An 18,483-nucleotide genomic window follows, 5' to 3' on the forward strand; every position below is an offset into this window, starting at 1 on the left:
CCGTGGTCGGCGGCGACGTGGTCCGCGGCGACGTCATCACCGTGGCCATCACCGCCCCGGCGCCGCACCACCCTTCCGCGCACCACCCCTCCCCGCCCCGCCCCGTCCGGCCCGACTGGAGAACCGCCCATGCGCACCCGCACCCTCCTCCTCGGCCTGCTCCTCGGCCTCGCCGCCCTGCTGCTCCCCGCCCTCCCCGCGACGGCCGCGGACAACGGCACCTGGGGCGTCTTCCCGACGCCCCCGGCCGGTGCGGCGATGACCGACCGGGCGTACTTCTTCCACCAGGGCGAGGCCGGCACCACCCTCAGCGACAGCGCGACGATCGTGAACTCCTCCGACAAGGAGCTGACGTTCCAGATCTTCGCCACCGACGCCGTCAACACCCCGGTGGGCGGCGGCTTCGCGCTGCTGCCGGTGGAGACGAAGCCCAAGGACGTCGGGACTTGGGTGGTCCTGCCGCCCGAGACCAGGAACACCGTCACCGTGCCGCCCAAGGGCCGCAAGGACGTCCCGTTCTCCGTGAAGGTCCCGGCGGACGCCACGCCCGGTGACCACGTGGGCGGGATCGTCGCCCTCAACACCGCTGTGGAGGGCATCCAGCAGGAGGGCAAGGTCCAGGTCGGGGTGAAGCGCCAGGTCGGCGCCCGGCTGTACTTCCGGGTTCCGGGGCCGGTGACCCCTGGGCTGAGCGTGGAGGACGTGAGGGTCAGCCGGGCGGCTCCGCTGCTGCCCTGGGTCAAGGACGCCCGCGCCAAGATCACGTACTCCCTGGTCAACCGGGGCAACGTGGTCGTCGAGCCGAAGGTGAAGATCTCCGCCGAGGGGCTGTTCGGCCGCCGGGTGCTCGACCGGCCGGCCCGTGAGCTGAAGCTCGTCCTGCTGCCGGGCCAGCGGATCGAGCTGACCGAGGACTGGGCGGACGCGCCCCAGTCGGACTGGGTCACCGTCGACATCACCGCCGGCGCCTCGGCCTACCCCGACCTCACCTCCACCTCCGCCACCGAGTTCCTCGCCGTGCCGTGGCCCGCGCTCGGCGCCCTGCTGGTGCTGGTCGGCGCCGCCATCGCCGCCCGGGTGCTGCGCCGGCGCCGCCGGGCCGGCGACACCGAACGGCCGGAACCGGCACCGGACTTGGCTGAAGCCCGCTGATCGGCCAAGGTGTCCCCAGGTGACGGCATCCGGCCATCGCCGGGCAGCGGCGGCGGCCGCCGGGAGGCACCACACATGGCACGACAGCACGGCGAAGCGGGGCCCGGCCGGCCGGCGCCCGGAACCGCTCCCGCGGACCCGGACCCGGACCTGGACCCGGGGGCGGGGGCGGGGGCCGGGGCGGATCCCGCCGCCTCGGGGATCGGACTGCTGACCCTCGTCGAGCGGACGCTGGGCACGGGCACCGCGGTGTACGTCCCGGGCGACGGCTGGATCCGGCTCACGCTCCCGCTCGACGACGGCGGTCCGGCCCCGGTCACGGTGGACGTGGTAGCGGACACCCGGCGGACCCCGCACGCGATCGCGTACCTCCTGCCGGGCGGCGGGCTGAACTTCGGCTCCTCCTTCTTCACCCCGTCCGACCTGAACCTCGCCCACCGGATGCGCCGCGAGGGCCTGCTCGTCGTCGGCGTCACCCCGCGCGAGGACGCCGCGACCGCGCAGGACATCGGCCCCGGCTGGGGACTCGCGGCGCACCGCCGGGATCTGGCCGCGGTCGTGGAGGCGCTGGACGGGGCGCTCGGGCTGCCGTACCAGTACGTCGGGCACTCCGCCGGGGCCCTGCTCGCCCTGGACGCGGCCGCGCACGACGACTCGCCCCGCCTGACCCGGGTGGTGGCCCTGGACACGACCGGCCCCTATTCGGGCGACCTGGCCGTCCGGGCGGTCCAGACCCGGGACGCGTACGAGGCCCGGATCGCGGAGGGCGCGTACGCGACGGACCCGGGCCTGGCGGGGCTGCTCGCCCGGGCCGTCACCGACCCGGGGGGCTCCTCGGAGGTCCCCTGGCCCCCGGATCCCGGGCTCCGCTTCACCCACGCCGGGCTCGCCCACTTCGCGCTGGTCCGCACGTCCCTGCTGCCGGGACCGGCGGACTGGATCTACACCCAGGGCCACGCCGCGGGCTCGTACTCCTTCGGAGCCGCCCCGGCCGGGGACCGTTTCGCGCTCGCCCACACGACGCTCGCCGCCGTGCGCGCGGTCACCTCCGCCCTGGGCAGCGGGCTGCTTCCGAACGCGCTGCTGCGGGACCTCGCCGCGATCTGGGCGGGCGACGAGAAGACGTACGCGATCGACTGGGCGGCGATCTCCGCCGAAGTGGTGTGGATCAATGCCGAACTGGGCCGCGGCGACCACTCGCGCGGCCCCCGGCTGATCCGCGCCGGCGGCAACGAACGGGTCCGTTTCACCGTCGTCCCGGGCTACGGGCACGGCGACCCGCTCTGGTCGCAGACGGCGGCGGCGGACGTCTGGTCGCTGCTCTGAGCCCGGCCGGAGAACGGGCTCGCCCCCCGCGGTGAGGGTTGCGGGGGGCGAGCGGTCCTACGGGGTCCTGCGAAGCGTGCGAGGTACTGCGGAGCGTGCGAGGTCCCGCGAGGCGCGCGAGGGCTGTCGGCGGGACCCGGCGGTCAGTGGTTGCGCGGGAAGCCGAGGTCCACGCCGGCCGGGGCGTCCGACGGGTCGGGCCAGCGGGTCGTGACGACCTTGCCCCGGGTGTAGAAGTGGGTGCCGTCGTTGCCGTAGATGTGGTGGTCGCCGAAGAGCGAGTCCTTCCAGCCACCGAAGGAGTGGTAGCCGACCGGCACCGGGATCGGCACGTTGACGCCGACCATGCCCGCCTCGATCTCCAGCTGGAAGCGCCGGGCGGCGCCGCCGTCGCGGGTGAAGATGGCGGTGCCGTTGCCGAACGGCGAGGCGTTCATGAGCGCCACGCCCTCCTCGTAGGTGTCGACGCGCAGCACGCACAGCACCGGGCCGAAGATCTCGTCGCGGTAGGCGTCGGAGTCGGTCTTGACGTGGTCCAGCAGCGAGAGGCCGATCCAGTGGCCGTTCTCCTTGCCCTCCACCGTGTAGCCGGTGCCGTCCAGGACCACCTCGGCGCCCTGCGCGGCCGCGCCGGTCACGTAGGAGGCGACCTTGTCGCGGTGGGCGGCGGTGATCAGCGGGCCCATCTCGGAGGTCGGGTCGTTGCCGGGGCCGATCTTGATCTTCTCGGCGCGCTCGCGGATCTTCTCGACGAGCGTGTCGCCGATGGAGCCGACGGCGACGACGGCCGAGATGGCCATGCAGCGCTCGCCGGCCGAACCGTAGGCGGCCGAGACGGCGGCGTCCGCGGCGGCGTCGAGGTCGGCGTCCGGCAGCACCAGCATGTGGTTCTTGGCGCCGCCCAGGGCCTGGACGCGCTTGCCGTTGGCGGAGGCGGTGGTGTGGATGTGGCGGGCGATCGGGGTCGAGCCCACGAAGGAGACGGCCGCGATGTCGGGGTGCGCCAGGAGCGCGTCGACGGCGACCTTGTCACCGTGGACCACGTTCAGCACGCCCGCCGGCAGACCGGCCTGGCTCGCCAGCTGCGCCAGCAGCGTGGAGGCCGAGGGGTCCTTCTCGCTCGGCTTGAGGATGAAGGTGTTGCCGCAGGCCACGGCCAGCGGGAACATCCACATCGGGACCATCGCCGGGAAGTTGAACGGGGTGATGCCCGCGACCACGCCGATCGGCTGGCGGATCGAGGAGACGTCCACGCGGCTGGACACCGAGGTGGACAGCTCGCCCTTGAGCTGCACGGTGATCCCGCAGGCCAGCTCGACGATCTCCAGGCCGCGGGCGACCTCGCCCAGCGCGTCGGAGTGCACCTTGCCGTGCTCGGCGACGATCAGCTCGGCGATCGCGTCGCGGTTGGCGTCCAGCAGGGCGCGGTAGGCGAACAGCACCTTGGTGCGGGCGGCCAGCGAGGACTGGCCCCAGGACAGGAACGCCTCCTTGGCGACCTGTACGGCGGCGTCGACCTCGTCGGCGGACGCGAGGGCGACCTGCGTGGTGACCTCGCCGGTGGCGGGGTCGGTGACCGGGCCGTAGTTGCCCGACGCGCCCTCGACGGTCTTGCCACCGATCCAGTGGTTGACGGTCTTCATGCCTAACTCCTTCACAGATGGCGACGTCGCTGCGCGGCTTGCCGGTCGTACTCTTCGCGGGCTCCGACCGCCGACGCACGGGTCGCGGTCTCGGCCACAGGGACATCCCACCACGCCTGTGCGGGGGGCGGGCCCGACACAGTGTCGGGTGTTCGGGTCTGCACGTAGACACATGTGGGACGGTCCGCCTCCCGCGCCCGGGCGAGGGCTTTGCGCAGGTCACCCAGGGTGCGGGCCCGGATGACGGCCATCCCGAGGGAGGCCGCGTTGGCCGCCAGGTCCAGCGGCAGCGGGGCACCGCTGTACGAGCCGTCCGCCGCCCGGAAGCGGTAGTCGGTACCGAACCCCTCGGCGCCCACCGCGTCCGAGAGGCCGCCGATCGAGGCGTAGCCGTGGTTGTCGAGGATCACCAGCCTGACCGGGACGCCCTCCTGCACGGCGGTGACGATCTCGGTCGGGTTCATCAGGTACGTCCCGTCGCCGACCAGGGCCCACACCGGCCGACCGGGGGCGGCCAGGGCGGTGCCGATCGCGGCGGGGATCTCGTAACCCATGCAGGAGTACCCGTATTCGACGTGGTACTGGTCCGCGGAACGGGCCCGCCACAGCTTGTGCAGGTCCCCGGGGAGCGAACCGGCGGCATTGATCAGGATGTCGTCACCGTCGACGAGGCCGTCCAGCAGGCCCAGCACCTGTGCCTGCGTCGGGACGGCGTCCTCGTCGGGAGCCGCGAAGGCCCCGTCGACCAGCCGCTCCCACGCCCTCTTCCCTTCTTTGTACGCCGCCTCGTACGGGGGGTCCACCCGGTACCCGGCGACCTCCGCCAGGAGTTCCTCCAGGCCCGCCCGCGCATCGCAGACCAGGGGGCGGGCGGCGAGTTTGTGGGCGTCGTACGGGTCGAGGTTGAGCCCGAGGAAGCGCACGCCGGGGTGCTGGAACAGCGTCGCGGAGGCGGTGGTGAAATCGGTGAGCCGGGTCCCGGCGGCGATCACCAGATCGGCTTCGCGGGCCAGCGCGTCGGCGGTGGCCGTGCCGGTGTGCCCGATCCCGCCCACGTCGGCGGGGTGGTCCCAGGGCAGGGCCCCCTTGCCCGCCTGGGTGGAGGCCACGGGGATCCCGGTGGCCCCGGCGAACTCCGCCAGGGCGGCGCCCGCAGCGCTGTGCCGGATCCCGCCGCCGGCGATGATCAGCGGCCGGTCGGAGCCCCGTACGGCCCGGGCGGCCGCCGCCAGCTCGGCCCGGTCGGGCCGGGGCCGGCGTACGCCCCACACCCGCTCGGCGAAGAACTCCTCCGGCCAGTCGTACGCCTCGGCCTGGACGTCCTGGGGCAGCGCGAGGGTGACGGCGCCGGTGGCCACCGGGTCGGTGAGGACCCGTACGGCCTGGAGGGCGGCGGGGATCAGCGCCTCGGGACGGGTGACGCGGTCGAAGTGGCGCGAGACGGGCCGCAGCGTGTCGTTGACGGAGACATCACCCGCATGAGGGACCTCCAGCTGCTGCAGCACGGGGTCGGCGGGCCGGGTCGCGAAGGCGTCCCCGGGCAGCAGGAGCACCGGGATCCGGTTGATGGTGGCGAGGGCGGCCCCGGTGACGAGGTTGGTGGCGCCCGGCCCGATGGAGGTGGTGACGGCGTGCGCGGAGAGCCGCCCGCTCTGCCGTGCGTATCCGACGGCGGCGTGCACCATGGCCTGCTCGTTGCGGCCCTGGAGGAACGGCATCTCGCCCCGGCCGCTCTCCAGCAGGGCCTGGCCGATGCCGGCGACGTTCCCGTGCCCGAAGATCCCCCAGGTGGCGGCGATCAGCCGCTGCCGGTGCCCGTCGCGCTCGGTGTACTGCCGGGCGAGGAAGCGGACGAGGGCCTGCGCGACGGTGAGCCGGACGGTGTGCGTGTGCGTCTGGGGCTGCGTCATGCGGGGTCCTCCGCTCGGTGGGGGAAGGGCAGCCGGGGGTCGACGTCCCGGCCGGTCCAGGTGGAGCGGATCCACCCGTGGTCGGGGTGGTCCCGGATGAGCCACTCCCGGGTGGCGCCGGGTCCCGCCATGACGTTGAGGTAGTACATGTCGTGGCCGGGCGCGGCGATGGAGGGGCCGTGCCAGCCGTCCGGGATCAGGACCGCGTCACCGGTCCTCACCTCGGTGAGGATGTCGGTGTTCCCCGCCGGGGAGGGGCTGACACGCTGATAGCCGAGGCCGGGCGTGTCCCCGTGGCGGGCGATCTCGAAGTAGTAGATCTCCTCCAGCCGGGATTCCTCCCCGGGGTGGTGCTCGTCGTGCTTGTGCGGCGGGTACGAGGACCAGTTGCCCCCGGGGGTGAGCACCTCCACGGCGATGAGCCGGTCGCAGGCGAAGACCCCGGCGGCGGCGAAGTTGTTGACCTGCCGGGAACACTGCCCCGCCCCGCGGAGCTCTACGGGAACCCCGGCGGCGGCCCCGTACCGCGCGGGCAGCCGCTGCTCGCAGCGGGCCCCGGCGAGCGCGAACCGGCCGCCGCCGGCCGACCGGATCTCCGCGCCGGCGTCCCGGGGGAGATAGGCGAAGTCGGTGGGCCCGTCGAACACCCCGCGCCGCCCGCGCAGCCGGAAGACCTCCGGCCCGCTCCCGGGACTGCGCCCCGCACCCGCCGGAGTGGCTGCGTTGCGACCGGCGCCGGCCCGCGCGTCCGCACGAGAAGGCTCCGCGCAGCGGACCTCGCAGCCACCCGCCAGGGGGAGCACGATCCACTCCGACTCCCCGCACGGGTGCGCGTACACCTCTCCCGGCCCGAGGTCGAGCACGAGCAGCCTCGTCCACTCCATCGTCCACTCAGACACCACCGGCACGGCCGAGCACCTCCTCCACTTCCTCCGCGAACGGCATCGCCGTCGAGCACGCCAGCCGCGAGGCCACGATCGCCCCGGCCGCGTTCGCGTAGCGGATCACCCGCTCCAACTCCCATCCGGCGAGCAGCCCGTGGCACAGGGCGCCGCCGAAGGCGTCGCCCGCGCCGAGCCCGTTGACGACGGTCACCGGCACCGGCGCGGCCTCCACCGCCGTCCCGTCCCGGTGGACGGCCAGCACCCCCGCCGGGCCCCGTTTCACCACCGCCAGCTCCACGCCGGCGCCGAGCAGCGCCCGCGCGGCCGCGTACGGTTCGGTCTCGCCGGTGGCGATCGCGCACTCCTCGGCGTTGCCCACGGCCACGGTGGCGAGGGACAGCGCCCGGCGGTACCACTCCCCGGGCCCGGTGGCATCGTCCCCGGAGGGCCACAGCATCGGCCGCCAGTCCAGGTCGAACACCGTCAGCGGGCTCCTGCCCCGCGCTTCCAGCGCCGCCAGCGTGGCCGTCCGGCTCGGCTCCGCGCTGAGTCCGGTACCGGTCATCCAGAACACCCGCGCCGCCCGCACCGCGTCGAGGTCGAGCTCGTCCGCGCCGATCTCCAGGTCGGGTGCCTTCGGGTACCGGTAGAAGTACAGCGGGAAGTCGTCGGGCGGGAAGATCTCGCAGAAGGTGACCGGCGTGGGGTAGGCCGCGACCTCGCCCGCCCACCGGTCGTCCACCCCGAACCCGCGCAGCTCCGACCGGAGATACACGCCGAAGGGGTCCGCGCCGGTCCGGGTGATCACCGCCGTCCGCCGGCCCAGCCGGGCCGCCGCGACGGCGACGTTGGTCGGGGAACCCCCCAGGAACTTCCCGAAGGTGTCCGCCTCGCCCAGCGGTACGCCCGTCTTCAGGGGGTAGAGATCCACCCCGATCCGGCCCATCGTGATCAGGTCGAACGCCAACGGATCCGCAGCCATCACCACACCATTCCTCCCGACCGAGTGCTCCCCGCACCTCAGAGCCTCGCACCCTAAGGTGGCCGTATGACGTCCTCACCGCCCGCGTTGACCCGTATCCGCGTCGGTTCGGCTCCGGACTCCTGGGGGGTCTGGTTCCCCGACGATCCCCTGCAGACACCGTGGGACCGGTTCCTCGACGAGGTCGCCGAAGCCGGGTACGAGTGGATCGAGCTCGGCCCGTACGGCTATCTCCCCACCGATCCCGTCCGGCTCGCCGCCGAGGTCGCGGCGCGCGGGCTGCGGGTCTCCGCGGGAACCGTCTTCACCGGACTCCATCACGGGCCGGCCGTGTGGGAGCAGACCTGGGAGCACGTGTCGCGGATCGCTGAGCTCACCCGGGCCATGGGTGCGGCGCACCTCGTCGTGATCCCGTCGTTCTGGCGGGACGACAAGACCGGCGAGGTGCTCGAGGACCGCACCCTCACCCCGGAGGGCTGGCGCGAACTCACCACGCAGACCGAGCGGCTGGGGAAGCGGGTCCAGGACGAGTACGGGCTGCGGATCGTCGTCCATCCGCACGCGGACACGCACATCGACACCCCGGAGAACGTGGCGCGCTTCCTCGACGCCACCGATCCCGCGCTGGTCTCCCTCTGCCTGGACACCGGGCACTACGCGTACTGCGGCGGCGACAGCCTCGAAGCCGTCGAGACCTTCGGTGAGCGGATCGGCTACCTCCACCTCAAGCAGGTCGACCCGCGGATCCTCGCCGAAGTCGTCCGCGACCAGATCCCCTTCGGGCCCGCCGTGGCCCGCGGGGTGATGTGCGAGCCGCCATCGGGGGTACCCGCGCTGGAACCGGTGCTGGCGGCCGCCGAGCGGCTCGGGGTGGACCTGTTCGCCATCGTGGAGCAGGACATGTACCCGTGCCCGCCCGACCGGCCGCTGCCGATCGCCCGCCGCACCCGCGCCCACCTGCGCTCCTGCGGCGCCCGCTGAACCCCGCCGAACCGGAACTCCGCCGAACCGGAACTCCGGCCGTACGCACCCTCGTGGAGGAACACGACATGACCAGCACGCTCGGCATCGCCGTCATCGGTACCGGGAAGATGGGCTCCGACCATGTCCGGCGCTTCGGCCGGACGGTCGGCGGGGCCCGGGTGGTGGCCGTGGCCGACCCGGACGGGGACCGGGTCAAGGAGGTCGCGGCCGGTCTGGAAGGGGCGGGCGCGCACACCGATCCGGCGGCCGCGATAGCGGCGCCCGGGGTGGACGCCGTACTGATCGCCTCGCCCGGGCCCGCCCACGAGGAAGCGATCCTGCACGCGCTGGAGCGGCGGCTGCCCGTGCTCTGCGAGAAGCCGCTGACCCCCGATCCGGCGGGCGCCCTGAGGATCATGGAGGCGGAGGCGCGGCTGGGCCGCCGGCTCGTCCAGGTCGGCTTCATGCGGCGCTACGACGCCGAGTACGCGCGGCTCAAGGAGCTGCTCGACGCGGGGGGCATCGGGCGGCCGCTGTTCCTGCACTGCCGGCACCGCAACGCCTCCTCACCGTCGTTCTTCACCAGCGAGATGCTGATCAGCGATTCGGTGGTGCACGAGGTGGACGCGGCCCGCTGGCTGCTGGGCCAGGAGATCACCGCGGTGACCGTGCTCTCCCCGACGCCCACCTCGGCCGCCCGCGAGGGGCTGCGCGACCCCCGGCTGGTCCTCATGGAGACCTCGGGCGGGGCCGTCGTCGACGTGGAGATCTTCGTCAACTGCGGCTTCGGCTACCAGGTGCAGTGCGAGGCGGTCGGCGAGTCCGGGTCCGCCCGGATCGGTGACGGGCACGCCATGGTCGTCCAGTCGGCGGGCCGGTGGGGCGGGGAGATCGACCAGGACTTCACGGTCCGCTTCGCCGACGCCTACGACCGCCAGCTCCGCCGCTGGGTCGCGGCGGCGGCGCGGGGCGGGGTGGACGGCCCCGACACCTGGGACGGCTACGCGGCGGCGGCCGTCTCCGAAGCCGGCCTCGCCGCGGCGCGCAGCGGTGTGCGGACCCCGGTGGACATGGCCGAACGCCCGCCCCTGTACAGCTGATCCGCCCGCCCCGGGGGCATCATGGGGGAATGCCCGACATACCTTCCGCCGCGGCCCCGGCCGCGATGCGGCTCCCCCGGTACACGAAGACGGAGCAGGACGAGATCCTCGGCGGCGGCGCCGACCCCTTCGGGGTGAGCGCGGCCGGCCTGACCTGGCTGCCCAAGGAGGAGCACTTCGGCGTCGCCCGCGACGGCCGGCTGCTGGCCCACGCGGGCCTGCTCCGGCTGCCCCTCGCGATCGGCGGCGGCGCCGCGACGGAGGTGGTGGGCGTCGGAGGGGTGGCCGTGGCGCCCGACGTACGGGGCCGCGGGCTGGCGCGGCTCGTCCTCGCGGCCGCACTCGGCCACGCGCGCACGATGGGCCCGCGGCACGCCCTCCTGTTCTGCCGGCCGCCGCTCGTGGCGCTGTACGAGCGCCTCGGGTGGCACCCGCTCGACGAGGACGTCCTCGTCGAACAGCCCGGGGACCGCCTGGTGACCATGCCGCTGCGCACCATGGTGACCCCCCTGCACGACGACGCGGCCTGGCCCCCGGGGCCGGTACGGCTGCTCTCCCTCCCGATGTGACGGGGCGCCGTGTACCACCCGTGTCACGGGGGTCGTGGCCGTGTCACACATGTCCGCATTACGCGGGTCTTCCGTCACAGGCGGACGACAGCCCCTCCCCTGACATCACCCTGCGTCGTTCTCCGGGCACAACCTGAGTGATCGTCAGTGTCCACGCGCCGGCTCCCCCGACGGCCTCCCGGCCGGCCCCGCGGCGTGGACAAGGAGGTGTCGAGGATGAGCGACCGACAGCTGTGGTCGTACAAGGAGATCGCCGCTCACATCCGGGTCCAGCCGGACACGGTGCGCTCCTACCGCAAGCACGGGCTGCTGCCCGCACCCGACCATGTGGAGGGCGGCAAGCCCTACTGGTACGCCGACACCATCCGCGCCTGGGTGGCGCGCCGTCCCGGCAACCGCGGACGCCGCGAGGACTGACGCGGCGTCCGGTCCAGGGACGGGACCCTCCCGGGCCCCGTCCACCAGCGGCTCCCGGCCACCAGCGGGCCCCGTCCGCCAGCGGCTCCTGTCCGCCGCCGGCTCCTGTCCGCCGGCTACCGGCTCCCGGCGGGTACCGGCTCGGGTGCGGCCGGCTCGGTGGCCGGGGCCGGCTCCCCCTCGCTCAGCCCGAACCGTTCGTGCAGTCTGCGCAGCGGCGCCGGCGCCCACCAGGTGGCCTTGCCGGTCAGCTTCATCACCGCCGGTACCAGCAGGCTCCGTACGACCATCGCGTCCATGAGGACGGCCAGCGCGATCCCCAGGCCCAGCATCTTGGTGTTGGTCACCCGCGAGCTGCCGATGGCGACCATCACCACCGCGAGGATCACGGCCGCCGCGGTGATCAGCCCGCCCGTGCGGGTCAGCCCGGCGCGCACCGCGCCCTCGTGGTCCCCGGTCCGGTCGTACTCCTCCTTGATCCGGGATATGAGGAACACCCCGTAGTCCATGGAGAGTCCGAAGGCGATGCAGAACATCAGCACCGGCAGGGTGGTCTCGATGTCCCCGGTGGAGGTGAAGGCGAGCGGTCCGGAGAGGTGGCCCTCCTGGAACACCCACACCACCGCCCCGAACATCGCGGTCAGGCTCAGCGCGTTGAGCAGTACGGCCTGGACGGGTATCAGCAGGCTCCCGGTGAGCAGGAAGACCAGGAGCAGCGTGGCCAGCACCACGACGGCCAGGGCCTGGGGCAGTTTCTCGGCTATGGCGTCGCGGGCGTCGACGAGCACCGCGGCCTGTCCGGTGACGGCGGTGTCGAAGGGCGCGTCCACGGCCCTGATCAGGCCCACCAGGTCCTGGGCCTGCTCCCCCACCTCCTCGCCCTCGGTGAGCACCGAGAAGTAGGCGTATCCGGTACCGCCCGCCGAACCGACCGGGCCTTCCACCCCCACCACTCCGGGCAGGGCTTCCACCCGCCGTTTGTAGGCGTCGAGGCCGGCGGCGCCGGGGGCCCCCTCGGTCAGTACGGTCAGCGCTCCGCCAGGACTGCCCGGGAACCCCTCGCGGATGTGCTGCTGCACCACGTGCGATGCGGCCGTCGCCGGCAGCTGCCGGTCGTCCACGGTGCCGAACTTCACGCCGAGGAAGGGCAGTCCGAGGAGCAGCAGCCCGGCCGTGGTGGCCACGGCGAACACCGGGGCGCGGCGCATGACCAGGCCGGTGAGCCGTGCCCAGCCCCTCCCGCCCCCGGCCCCTGCGCCCGGCCCGGCTCCGGCCGGTTCGCTCCCGGCCGGCCCGGACCTGCGCCACAGCCGGCGCAGGTCGAAGGAGTTGACCCGCTCGCCCAGCAGCACGAGCGCCGCGGGCAGCACGATGAGCGCGGCCGCCGCGGCGAGCAGCACCACCGCGACTCCGGCGTAGGCGAAGGAGCGCAGGAAGTACATCGGGAAGAAGAGCATGGCCGAGAGGGCGACGGCCACGGTCAGCGCCGAGAACAGGACCGTCCGCCCGGCGGTGCGCAGGGTGACTCCGACGGCCGCCACCGGGTCGCGCCCGGCGGCCAGTTCCTCACGGAACCTCCGCACGATGAACAGGGCGTAGTCGACGGCGAGGCCGAGCCCCAGGGCGGTGGTCAGGTTCTGCGCGAAGACGGACACGTCGGTGAACTCGGTGAGCCCGCGCAGTACGGCATTGGTTCCGATGATGGCGATGATGCCGACGCCGAGGGGCAGCAGGGCGGCGACGGCGCTGCCGAAGACGAGGACGAGCAGGACGAGCGTCACGGGCAGGGCGATCAGCTCGGCGCGCAGCAGGTCCTCCTGGATGGTGGAGGTCACCTCGCGCTGCACGGCGGCCGGGCCGCCGATGGAGACGGTCAACGGTCCGTGCTGGCCGCGGTACTCCGGGACGATCCGGTCCACGACGGCGTTGGCCGTCTTCTCGTCGCCCGGGACGCGGGCGGCGATCAGGGCCTGCCGGCCGTCCTGGGAGCGCAGGGTGGGCAGCCCGGTGCGCCAGTACGAGCCCACGCCGGTCACGCCCTGCTCTGCGGCGAGCCGCGCCGTCAGCCGCTCGGCCTCGGCGGCGACGGCCGGATCGTCCACCGCGGCCGTACCCGCGGTCCCCGCGGCCGCTGCGGTCCCCACGTCAACGAGGAGCAGCAGATTGGGCTGGGACCCCGGGAACTCGCGTTCCAGCGCCTTGGTGGCATAGGTGGAGCGGGCGGCGGGATCCTCCCAGCCCCCGCTTCCCAGCCGGTCGGCGACGCCTCCGCCGGCGAAGACGGCCAGGGCCGTGACCACGAGGGCGAGCAGCAGCGAGAGCCGCGGCCGTGTGGTGACGAGCCCGGTCCACCGGCCGCCCTCCCCGGGCGACGGCGGTCTTTTGACTTCCGACATGTCTCGGTGTCCCCTTCACCGTGATTGCCAGGCAACTTAGACTGGCAAACACGAGCAGTCGCTCGCGTTTTTCAAGAATGCGAGCGATCTCTCGTGTTTGTCAATCACCCATGGGAAGCAACAGGAAGCAAGGGATGGGACATGCGGCAGACCTCTCGGACCACGAGTGCGGACAAAGCGGGTGAATCAACCGCGGAGACGGCGCTGAAGGAGACGACACCGAAGGCAGCACAGAAGACAGCGCAGAAGGCAGCGCCGGAACCGGCGGCGGAAGCCGCCCCCCGCCGCCGCCAGGCCCGCGGTGAGCGCCGGATCGCCCAGCTCCTGGCCGCCGCCGCCGGGGTGTTCTGCCGTACGGGTTACGCGGCGGCCAGCACCAACGCCATCGCCCGCGAGGCCGGCGTCTCCCCGGGCACGCTCTACCAGTTCTTCCCGAACAAGGAGGCGATCGCCGTCGAGCTGGGCGGACAGCTCCTCCAGCGCGCCCACGAGGCGCACGGACAGGCCTTCCTCCCCGAGAACCTGGACCGGCCCCTGCCCGAGCTGCTCGACGCCGTCCTCGATCCGGTCATCGCCTTCAACTGCGAGAACCCGGCCTTCTGGGCGCTCATGCACGGCTCCGGCGTACCCGGCATCGCGCAGGAGCACGACGAGCTGCACGTCGGCATGCAGACCCGCGTCGAGGCGCTGCTGCGCGCCTGCGTCACCCCCACCGCCTCCGGCGCCCCCGCCACCGACGCGGAGCTCACCCACGTCGCCCACATGGTGCTCGGGATCGTGCAGGTCTCGCTCGAACTGATCCTGGCCAGCGAGGGAGCGGAACGCGCCGCGTACGTCGCGGAGCTGAAGACCGTCCTGTTCCGCTACCTGGACCCGATGATCACCACGCCTCCTCCTCACTGACCATCTCCCCGGCTCCCGGGGCCGGGGCGCCGCCGGTTCCCGCCCGCAACCGCAGCCCCACCAGCGGGAAGACCAGTACGGAGACCATCCCGGCCCCGACCAGCGCCGCCGCCTCCCCGGACCCCAGCTTTCCGGCCTGCACGCCCAGGGTGGTGATCGCCACCACCAGCGGCAGCGCCGTGGAGCCGAACAGCACGAGCGCCGACCGGTCCTTGCGCCCGAGGTCCCGGGGGGCCAGCAGCCACATCGGGAGCCCGCGCACCACGAGGAAGAGCAGCAGGAACACCGGCAGCAGCAGGAGCACCCGCCCGCCCCCGAGCAGCGCGGACAGGTCGAACTCGATCCCGGTGACCACGAAGAACAGCGGCACCAGGAAGCCGAAGCCCATGGCCTCCACCTTCGACAGCACGGTCTCGCTGCTCTCCGGGGCGGCCCCGTGCAGCACGAGCCGGGTGATCAGTCCCGCGGCGAAGGCGCCGAGCAGGACGTCGAGGCCGAGCACCTCGGACAGCGCCAGGAACGCCACGAGGATCAGCACCACCAGGCGCACCGCGAACTGGCCGCTGCTGTGCAGGGTCTTGGCGATGACCCGGGCGAACCAGGGCGGCTTGGGCCGCATCGCCCAGAACAGGGCCGCGGCCGTGAGCACCGCGAAGCCGATCAGCAGCGCCGCCGACTGCGCCGGGGCGCGCCCGCTGAGCAGCAGGGCCATCGCGATGATGGGCCCGAACTCGCCGACCGCGCCCATCGCCATCATCACGGAGCCGAACCGGCTCTGGAGGTCCCCGGAGTCCCGCAGGACCGGCAGGATCGTGCCGAGTGCGGTACTGGTGAGGGCGGTGCCGATGTAGACGCCCTTCTCGAACCCGCCGCCCGACAGCAGCAGTCCGAGTCCGAGCCCCAGCGCGAGGGCGGCCAGCCAGGCCCACACCGACCGCTTCAGGGTGTCGCCCTTGACCTGGGCGAACTGGATCTCGTAGCCGGCCAGGAAGATCAGCATCGCCAGGCCGAGCTCGCTGAGCACGTCGACGACGTCGGTGGAGTGCGCCCATCCCAGGACGTCCGGTCCGACCAGGACGCCCAGGACGATCTCGAAGATCACCAGGGGGACGGGGAGCCAGCGCGAGACCCCGTACGCGAGCAGGGGCGCGAGGACGGCGATCGACATGATCAGGATGAGAGTGGTCCCCGTGTGCGCCATGTGTGCCATTTACATACGCTTCACGGTGATTGTCCACCGCAAAAGATCTCGCCGATTCCTCGCTTTGATACCCCCTAGGGGTATAATCTCGAAAGGCCGGGGTGAACGGTGGACCCGCCACGGGCGATCCACGAGCGATCCGCCGCCGCCCCGCCGACCGGAAACGCCCTTGAAGAGGAGAACGACATGAGTGCCGACACGGACACCCAGACCACCACCGTCTACCGGGTGACCGGCATGACCTGCGGGCACTGCGAGGGCGCGGTGACCGCCGAGCTCTCCGAGCTGGCGGGCGTCAGCTCGGTCAAGGCCGTCGCCGCGACCGGCGAGGTCACCGTGGTCTCGGCCGCCCCGCTCGACGAGGCCGCCGTGCGCGCCGCCGTCGACGAGGCGGGCTACGAGTTCGCCGGCCAGGCCTGAGTCCCCCTCTTCGGCAGTACCCCGCAGTACCCCGCCGGGCCGTTCCGGCCAGCTCATACTGGTTCCGTACGGCCCGGCCCTCCCCCTGGAGCCGGAACATGAGCAGCAGCACAGTGCACGACGGGCCCATAGCGGTGGCCGGGGCAGCGGCAGCGGCCGCCGGAACCGCCGAGGTCGAGCTGACCATCGGCGGGATGACCTGCGCCTCCTGCGCGGCCCGCATCGAGAAGAAGCTGAACCGGATGGACGGGGTCAGCGCCTCGGTGAACTACGCCACCGAGAAGGCCAAGGTCTCCTACGGCGAGGGCGTGGCGGTCGCCGACCTCATCGCCACGGTCGTCAAGACCGGATACACCGCCCAGGAGCCCCCGCCGCCGGCGCCCGAACCGGCACCGGAAACGCAGGAGGCCGGCGCGCAGGCGTCCGGCGCGCAGGAGGCCCCGGACCCCGAGCTGGCCGCCCTGCGCCAGCGCCTCCTGGTCTCCGTGGCCCTCTCGCTGCCCGTCGTCGTGCTCGCGATGATCCCGGCCCTCCAGTTCGACAACTGGCAGTGGCTCTCGCTGACCCTCGCCGCCCCCGTCGTCGTCTGGGGCGCCCTGCCCTTCCACAAGGCCGCCTGGACCAACGCCCGGCACGGCGCCGCCACCATGGACACCCTGGTCTCGGTCGGCACCGGGGCCGCCTTCCTGTGGTCGCTGTGGGCCCTGTTCTTCGGCCACGCCGGAATGCCCGGCATGCGCCACGGCTTCGACTTCTCGGTCTCCCGCACGGACGGCTCCTCGGCGATCTACCTGGAGGTGGCGGCCGGAGTCGTCAGCTTCATCCTGCTCGGCCGGTACCTGGAGGCCCGCTCGAAGCGGAAGGCCGGCGCGGCCCTCAAGGCCCTGATGCGGCTCGGCGCCAAGGACGTGGCGGTACTGCGCGGCGGCGCCGAGGTGCGCATCCCCGTGAGCTCGCTCGCGGTGGGCGACCGGTTCCTCGTCCGGCCCGGTGAGAAGATCGCCACCGACGGCACGGTCGTCGAGGGCAGCTCCGCCGTGGACGCCGCCATGCTGACCGGTGAATCCGTCCCGGTCGAGGTCGCCGTGGGCGACGCCGTCACCGGAGCCACCGTCAACACCTCCGGCCGCCTCGTCGTCGAGGCCACCCGCGTCGGCTCGGACACCCAGCTCGCCCGGATGGCCAGGCTGGTCGAGGACGCGCAGAACGGCAAGGCCGAGGTGCAGCGCCTCGCCGACCGGATCTCCGGGATCTTCGTCCCCGTCGTGCTCGTCCTGGCCCTGGGCACCTGGGTCACCTGGCTGCTGATCACCGACAACCCGACGGCCGCCTTCACCGCCGCCGTGGCCGTCCTGATCATCGCCTGCCCGTGCGCCCTGGGCCTGGCCACCCCGACCGCGCTGATGGTCGGCACCGGCCGGGGTGCGCAGCTCGGCATCCTGATCAAGGGCCCCGAGGTACTGGAGTCCACCCGCCGCGTCGACACCGTCGTCCTGGACAAGACCGGCACCGTGACCACCGGCCGCATGACCCTGACCGCCACCCACCCCGCCGAGGGCGTGGACGCGGACGAACTGCTGCGCCTGGCCGGGTCCCTGGAGCACGCCTCCGAGCACCCGATCGCCCGGGCCGTCGCGGCGGGCGCCGCGGAGCTCCCCGGCGGCCTGTCGGTCCCCGAGGGCTTCGAGAACCACGGCGGCCTCGGCGTCCAGGGCGTGGTCGACGGACACGCCGTCCTGGTGGGCCGCGAGAAGCTGCTCGCCGACTGGTCGATCGTGCTGCCCGCCGGCCTCGCCGAGGTCAAGGCCGCCGCCGAGGCCGAGGGTTCCACCGCCGTCCTGGTCGCCTGGGACGGGGAGGCCCGCGGCGTGCTGACCGTGGCCGACGCGGTCAAGGAGACCAGCGCCGAGGCCGTGTCCCGGCTGCGGGCCCTGGGCCTGACCCCGGTCCTGCTGACCGGTGACAACGAGGCCGTCGCCCGGACGGTGGCCCGCGCGGTGGGCATCGACGAGGTCATCGCCGAGGTCCTTCCGCAGGACAAGGTGGACGTCGTGCGCCGGCTGCAGGCCGAGGGCCGTACGGTCGCCATGGTCGGCGACGGGGTCAACGACGCGGCCGCGCTGGCCCAGGCCGACCTGGGCCTGGCCATGGGCACCGGCACCGACGCGGCCATCGAGGCGAGCGATCTGACCCTCGTACGGGGCGACTTGCGGGTCGCGGCGGACGCGATCCGGCTCTCGCGCCGGACCCTGGCCACCATCAAGGGCAACCTCTTCTGGGCCTTCGGCTACAACGTCGCGGCGCTTCCGCTGGCCGCCGCCGGACTGCTCAACCCGATGATCGCGGGCGCCGCGATGGCCTTCTCCTCGGTCTTCGTGGTCACCAACAGCCTGCGGCTGCGGTCCTTCCGCTAGTGATCACCCTTCACGATCCGCGCACACCCTCTTCACACGAGACGCAGATCACAGGGACCCCGACGTAACCATCGGACACCCCCATGGGTCTAATGGGGCGATGCCGAAAACGTGTTGGGACGACTACACGTTTCGCCGGCACGCAGACACCCGGTCCGGGTCCCGTGGGGGGAATCCGTTCCGGGGTAAGGAAAGCGCCCCGA

15 protein-coding genes are annotated in these 18,483 nt (G+C 73.2%); 9 read left to right on the top strand and 6 right to left on the bottom strand.

Annotated features, from left to right (window positions below; translation table 11 throughout):
- Positions 1 to 129 precede the first annotated feature (129 nt).
- Together ACWCP2_RS27030 and ACWCP2_RS27035 are read left to right on the top strand one after the other, a co-directional pair.
- Positions 130 to 1,152, top strand: coding sequence for a WxL protein peptidoglycan domain-containing protein (locus ACWCP2_RS27030; protein ID WP_450911182.1), 1,023 nt, complete (start codon positions 130 to 132; stop codon positions 1,150 to 1,152).
- Between the two features lie 75 nt (positions 1,153 to 1,227).
- Positions 1,228 to 2,478 carry a hypothetical protein gene (locus tag ACWCP2_RS27035; protein WP_450911183.1) on the top strand — a complete coding sequence of 417 codons (1,251 nt, stop codon included), beginning with the start codon at positions 1,228 to 1,230 and terminating at the stop codon, positions 2,476 to 2,478.
- A 143-nt stretch (positions 2,479 to 2,621) separates the two neighbouring features.
- On the opposite strand, the gene ACWCP2_RS27040 is transcribed toward ACWCP2_RS27035, so the two are convergent.
- Genes ACWCP2_RS27040 through iolC form a run of 4 tightly spaced genes read right to left on the bottom strand, consistent with a single transcriptional unit; the run spans position 2,622 to position 7,897 of the window.
- Complete coding sequence (locus ACWCP2_RS27040) at positions 2,622 to 4,121, bottom strand: CoA-acylating methylmalonate-semialdehyde dehydrogenase (protein ID WP_450911184.1); 1,500 nt, start codon at positions 4,119 to 4,121, stop codon at positions 2,622 to 2,624.
- Between the two features lie 11 nt (positions 4,122 to 4,132).
- The gene (gene iolD, locus ACWCP2_RS27045; protein ID WP_450911185.1) at positions 4,133 to 6,031 is read right to left on the bottom strand and encodes a 3D-(3,5/4)-trihydroxycyclohexane-1,2-dione acylhydrolase (decyclizing); all 1,899 of its coding nucleotides are present in this window, start codon (positions 6,029 to 6,031) and stop codon (positions 4,133 to 4,135) included.
- Positions 6,028 to 6,915, bottom strand: a complete 888-nt coding sequence (gene iolB / locus ACWCP2_RS27050; RefSeq protein ID WP_450911234.1) for a 5-deoxy-glucuronate isomerase — start codon at positions 6,913 to 6,915, stop codon at positions 6,028 to 6,030. The genes iolD and iolB overlap by 4 nt, the downstream gene beginning before the upstream one ends.
- Before the next feature lie 7 nt (positions 6,916 to 6,922).
- The gene (gene iolC, locus ACWCP2_RS27055; protein WP_450911186.1) at positions 6,923 to 7,897 is read right to left on the bottom strand and encodes a 5-dehydro-2-deoxygluconokinase; all 975 of its coding nucleotides are present in this window, start codon (positions 7,895 to 7,897) and stop codon (positions 6,923 to 6,925) included.
- 66 nt (positions 7,898 to 7,963) lie between these two features.
- Here iolC and ACWCP2_RS27060 point away from each other — a divergent pair, with 66 nt between their 5' ends.
- The 4 genes from ACWCP2_RS27060 to ACWCP2_RS27075 all read left to right on the top strand — a co-directional run bounded on the left by ACWCP2_RS27060 (position 7,964) and on the right by ACWCP2_RS27075 (position 10,946).
- Positions 7,964 to 8,878, top strand: a complete 915-nt coding sequence (locus ACWCP2_RS27060; RefSeq protein ID WP_450911187.1) for a sugar phosphate isomerase/epimerase family protein — start codon at positions 7,964 to 7,966, stop codon at positions 8,876 to 8,878.
- Between the two features lie 68 nt (positions 8,879 to 8,946).
- Complete coding sequence (locus ACWCP2_RS27065) at positions 8,947 to 9,960, top strand: Gfo/Idh/MocA family protein (RefSeq protein WP_450911188.1); 1,014 nt, start codon at positions 8,947 to 8,949, stop codon at positions 9,958 to 9,960.
- A 29-nt stretch (positions 9,961 to 9,989) separates the two neighbouring features.
- Positions 9,990 to 10,529, top strand: a complete 540-nt coding sequence (locus tag ACWCP2_RS27070; RefSeq protein ID WP_450911189.1) for a GNAT family N-acetyltransferase — start codon at positions 9,990 to 9,992, stop codon at positions 10,527 to 10,529.
- Between the two features lie 216 nt (positions 10,530 to 10,745).
- Positions 10,746 to 10,946, top strand: a complete 201-nt coding sequence (locus ACWCP2_RS27075) for a helix-turn-helix transcriptional regulator (RefSeq protein ID WP_053674774.1) — start codon at positions 10,746 to 10,748, stop codon at positions 10,944 to 10,946.
- A 116-nt stretch (positions 10,947 to 11,062) separates the two neighbouring features.
- Here ACWCP2_RS27075 and ACWCP2_RS27080 read toward each other — a convergent pair whose 3' ends face one another.
- Entirely contained in the window at positions 11,063 to 13,342 is a 2,280-nt protein-coding gene (locus tag ACWCP2_RS27080) for an MMPL family transporter (RefSeq protein ID WP_450911190.1), read from the bottom strand.
- A 141-nt stretch (positions 13,343 to 13,483) separates the two neighbouring features.
- Between ACWCP2_RS27080 and ACWCP2_RS27085 the strand changes: the two genes are divergently transcribed.
- Complete coding sequence (locus tag ACWCP2_RS27085; RefSeq protein ID WP_450911191.1) at positions 13,484 to 14,245, top strand: TetR/AcrR family transcriptional regulator; 762 nt, start codon at positions 13,484 to 13,486, stop codon at positions 14,243 to 14,245.
- Here ACWCP2_RS27085 and ACWCP2_RS27090 read toward each other — a convergent pair.
- The gene (locus tag ACWCP2_RS27090; protein WP_450911235.1) at positions 14,223 to 15,446 is read right to left on the bottom strand and encodes a cation:proton antiporter; all 1,224 of its coding nucleotides are present in this window, start codon (positions 15,444 to 15,446) and stop codon (positions 14,223 to 14,225) included. The genes ACWCP2_RS27085 and ACWCP2_RS27090 overlap by 23 nt on opposite strands.
- Before the next feature lie 186 nt (positions 15,447 to 15,632).
- Between ACWCP2_RS27090 and ACWCP2_RS27095 the strand changes: the two genes are divergently transcribed.
- Together ACWCP2_RS27095 and ACWCP2_RS27100 are read left to right on the top strand one after the other, a co-directional pair.
- A complete protein-coding gene (locus ACWCP2_RS27095) occupies positions 15,633 to 15,866 on the top strand; it encodes a heavy-metal-associated domain-containing protein (protein WP_266877713.1) in 234 nt (77 codons plus the stop codon).
- A 98-nt stretch (positions 15,867 to 15,964) separates the two neighbouring features.
- Complete coding sequence (locus ACWCP2_RS27100; RefSeq protein ID WP_450911192.1) at positions 15,965 to 18,280, top strand: heavy metal translocating P-type ATPase; 2,316 nt, start codon at positions 15,965 to 15,967, stop codon at positions 18,278 to 18,280.
- Positions 18,281 to 18,483: the final 203 nt, after the last annotated feature.

It is taken from the genome of Streptomyces sp. NPDC002104 (assembly GCF_053593795.1).

What these genes read in the sequence shown, in the direction of transcription:
- ACWCP2_RS27030 (WP_450911182.1), top strand. Translation starts at nt 130, where the DNA reads ATGCGCACCCGCACCCTCCTCCTCGGCCTGCTCCTCGGCCTCGCCGCC.
- ACWCP2_RS27035 (WP_450911183.1), top strand. Translation starts at nt 1,228, where the DNA reads ATGGCACGACAGCACGGCGAAGCGGGGCCCGGCCGGCCGGCGCCCGGA.
- ACWCP2_RS27040 (WP_450911184.1), bottom strand. Translation starts at nt 4,121, where the DNA reads ATGAAGACCGTCAACCACTGGATCGGTGGCAAGACCGTCGAGGGCGCG.
- iolD (WP_450911185.1), bottom strand. Translation starts at nt 6,031, where the DNA reads ATGACGCAGCCCCAGACGCACACGCACACCGTCCGGCTCACCGTCGCG.
- iolB (WP_450911234.1), bottom strand. Translation starts at nt 6,915, where the DNA reads ATGGAGTGGACGAGGCTGCTCGTGCTCGACCTCGGGCCGGGAGAGGTG.
- iolC (WP_450911186.1), bottom strand. Translation starts at nt 7,897, where the DNA reads ATGGCTGCGGATCCGTTGGCGTTCGACCTGATCACGATGGGCCGGATC.
- ACWCP2_RS27060 (WP_450911187.1), top strand. Translation starts at nt 7,964, where the DNA reads ATGACGTCCTCACCGCCCGCGTTGACCCGTATCCGCGTCGGTTCGGCT.
- ACWCP2_RS27065 (WP_450911188.1), top strand. Translation starts at nt 8,947, where the DNA reads ATGACCAGCACGCTCGGCATCGCCGTCATCGGTACCGGGAAGATGGGC.
- ACWCP2_RS27070 (WP_450911189.1), top strand. Translation starts at nt 9,990, where the DNA reads ATGCCCGACATACCTTCCGCCGCGGCCCCGGCCGCGATGCGGCTCCCC.
- ACWCP2_RS27075 (WP_053674774.1), top strand. Translation starts at nt 10,746, where the DNA reads ATGAGCGACCGACAGCTGTGGTCGTACAAGGAGATCGCCGCTCACATC.
- ACWCP2_RS27080 (WP_450911190.1), bottom strand. Translation starts at nt 13,342, where the DNA reads ATGTCGGAAGTCAAAAGACCGCCGTCGCCCGGGGAGGGCGGCCGGTGG.
- ACWCP2_RS27085 (WP_450911191.1), top strand. Translation starts at nt 13,484, where the DNA reads ATGCGGCAGACCTCTCGGACCACGAGTGCGGACAAAGCGGGTGAATCA.
- ACWCP2_RS27090 (WP_450911235.1), bottom strand. Translation starts at nt 15,446, where the DNA reads ATGGCGCACACGGGGACCACTCTCATCCTGATCATGTCGATCGCCGTC.
- ACWCP2_RS27095 (WP_266877713.1), top strand. Translation starts at nt 15,633, where the DNA reads ATGAGTGCCGACACGGACACCCAGACCACCACCGTCTACCGGGTGACC.
- ACWCP2_RS27100 (WP_450911192.1), top strand. Translation starts at nt 15,965, where the DNA reads ATGAGCAGCAGCACAGTGCACGACGGGCCCATAGCGGTGGCCGGGGCA.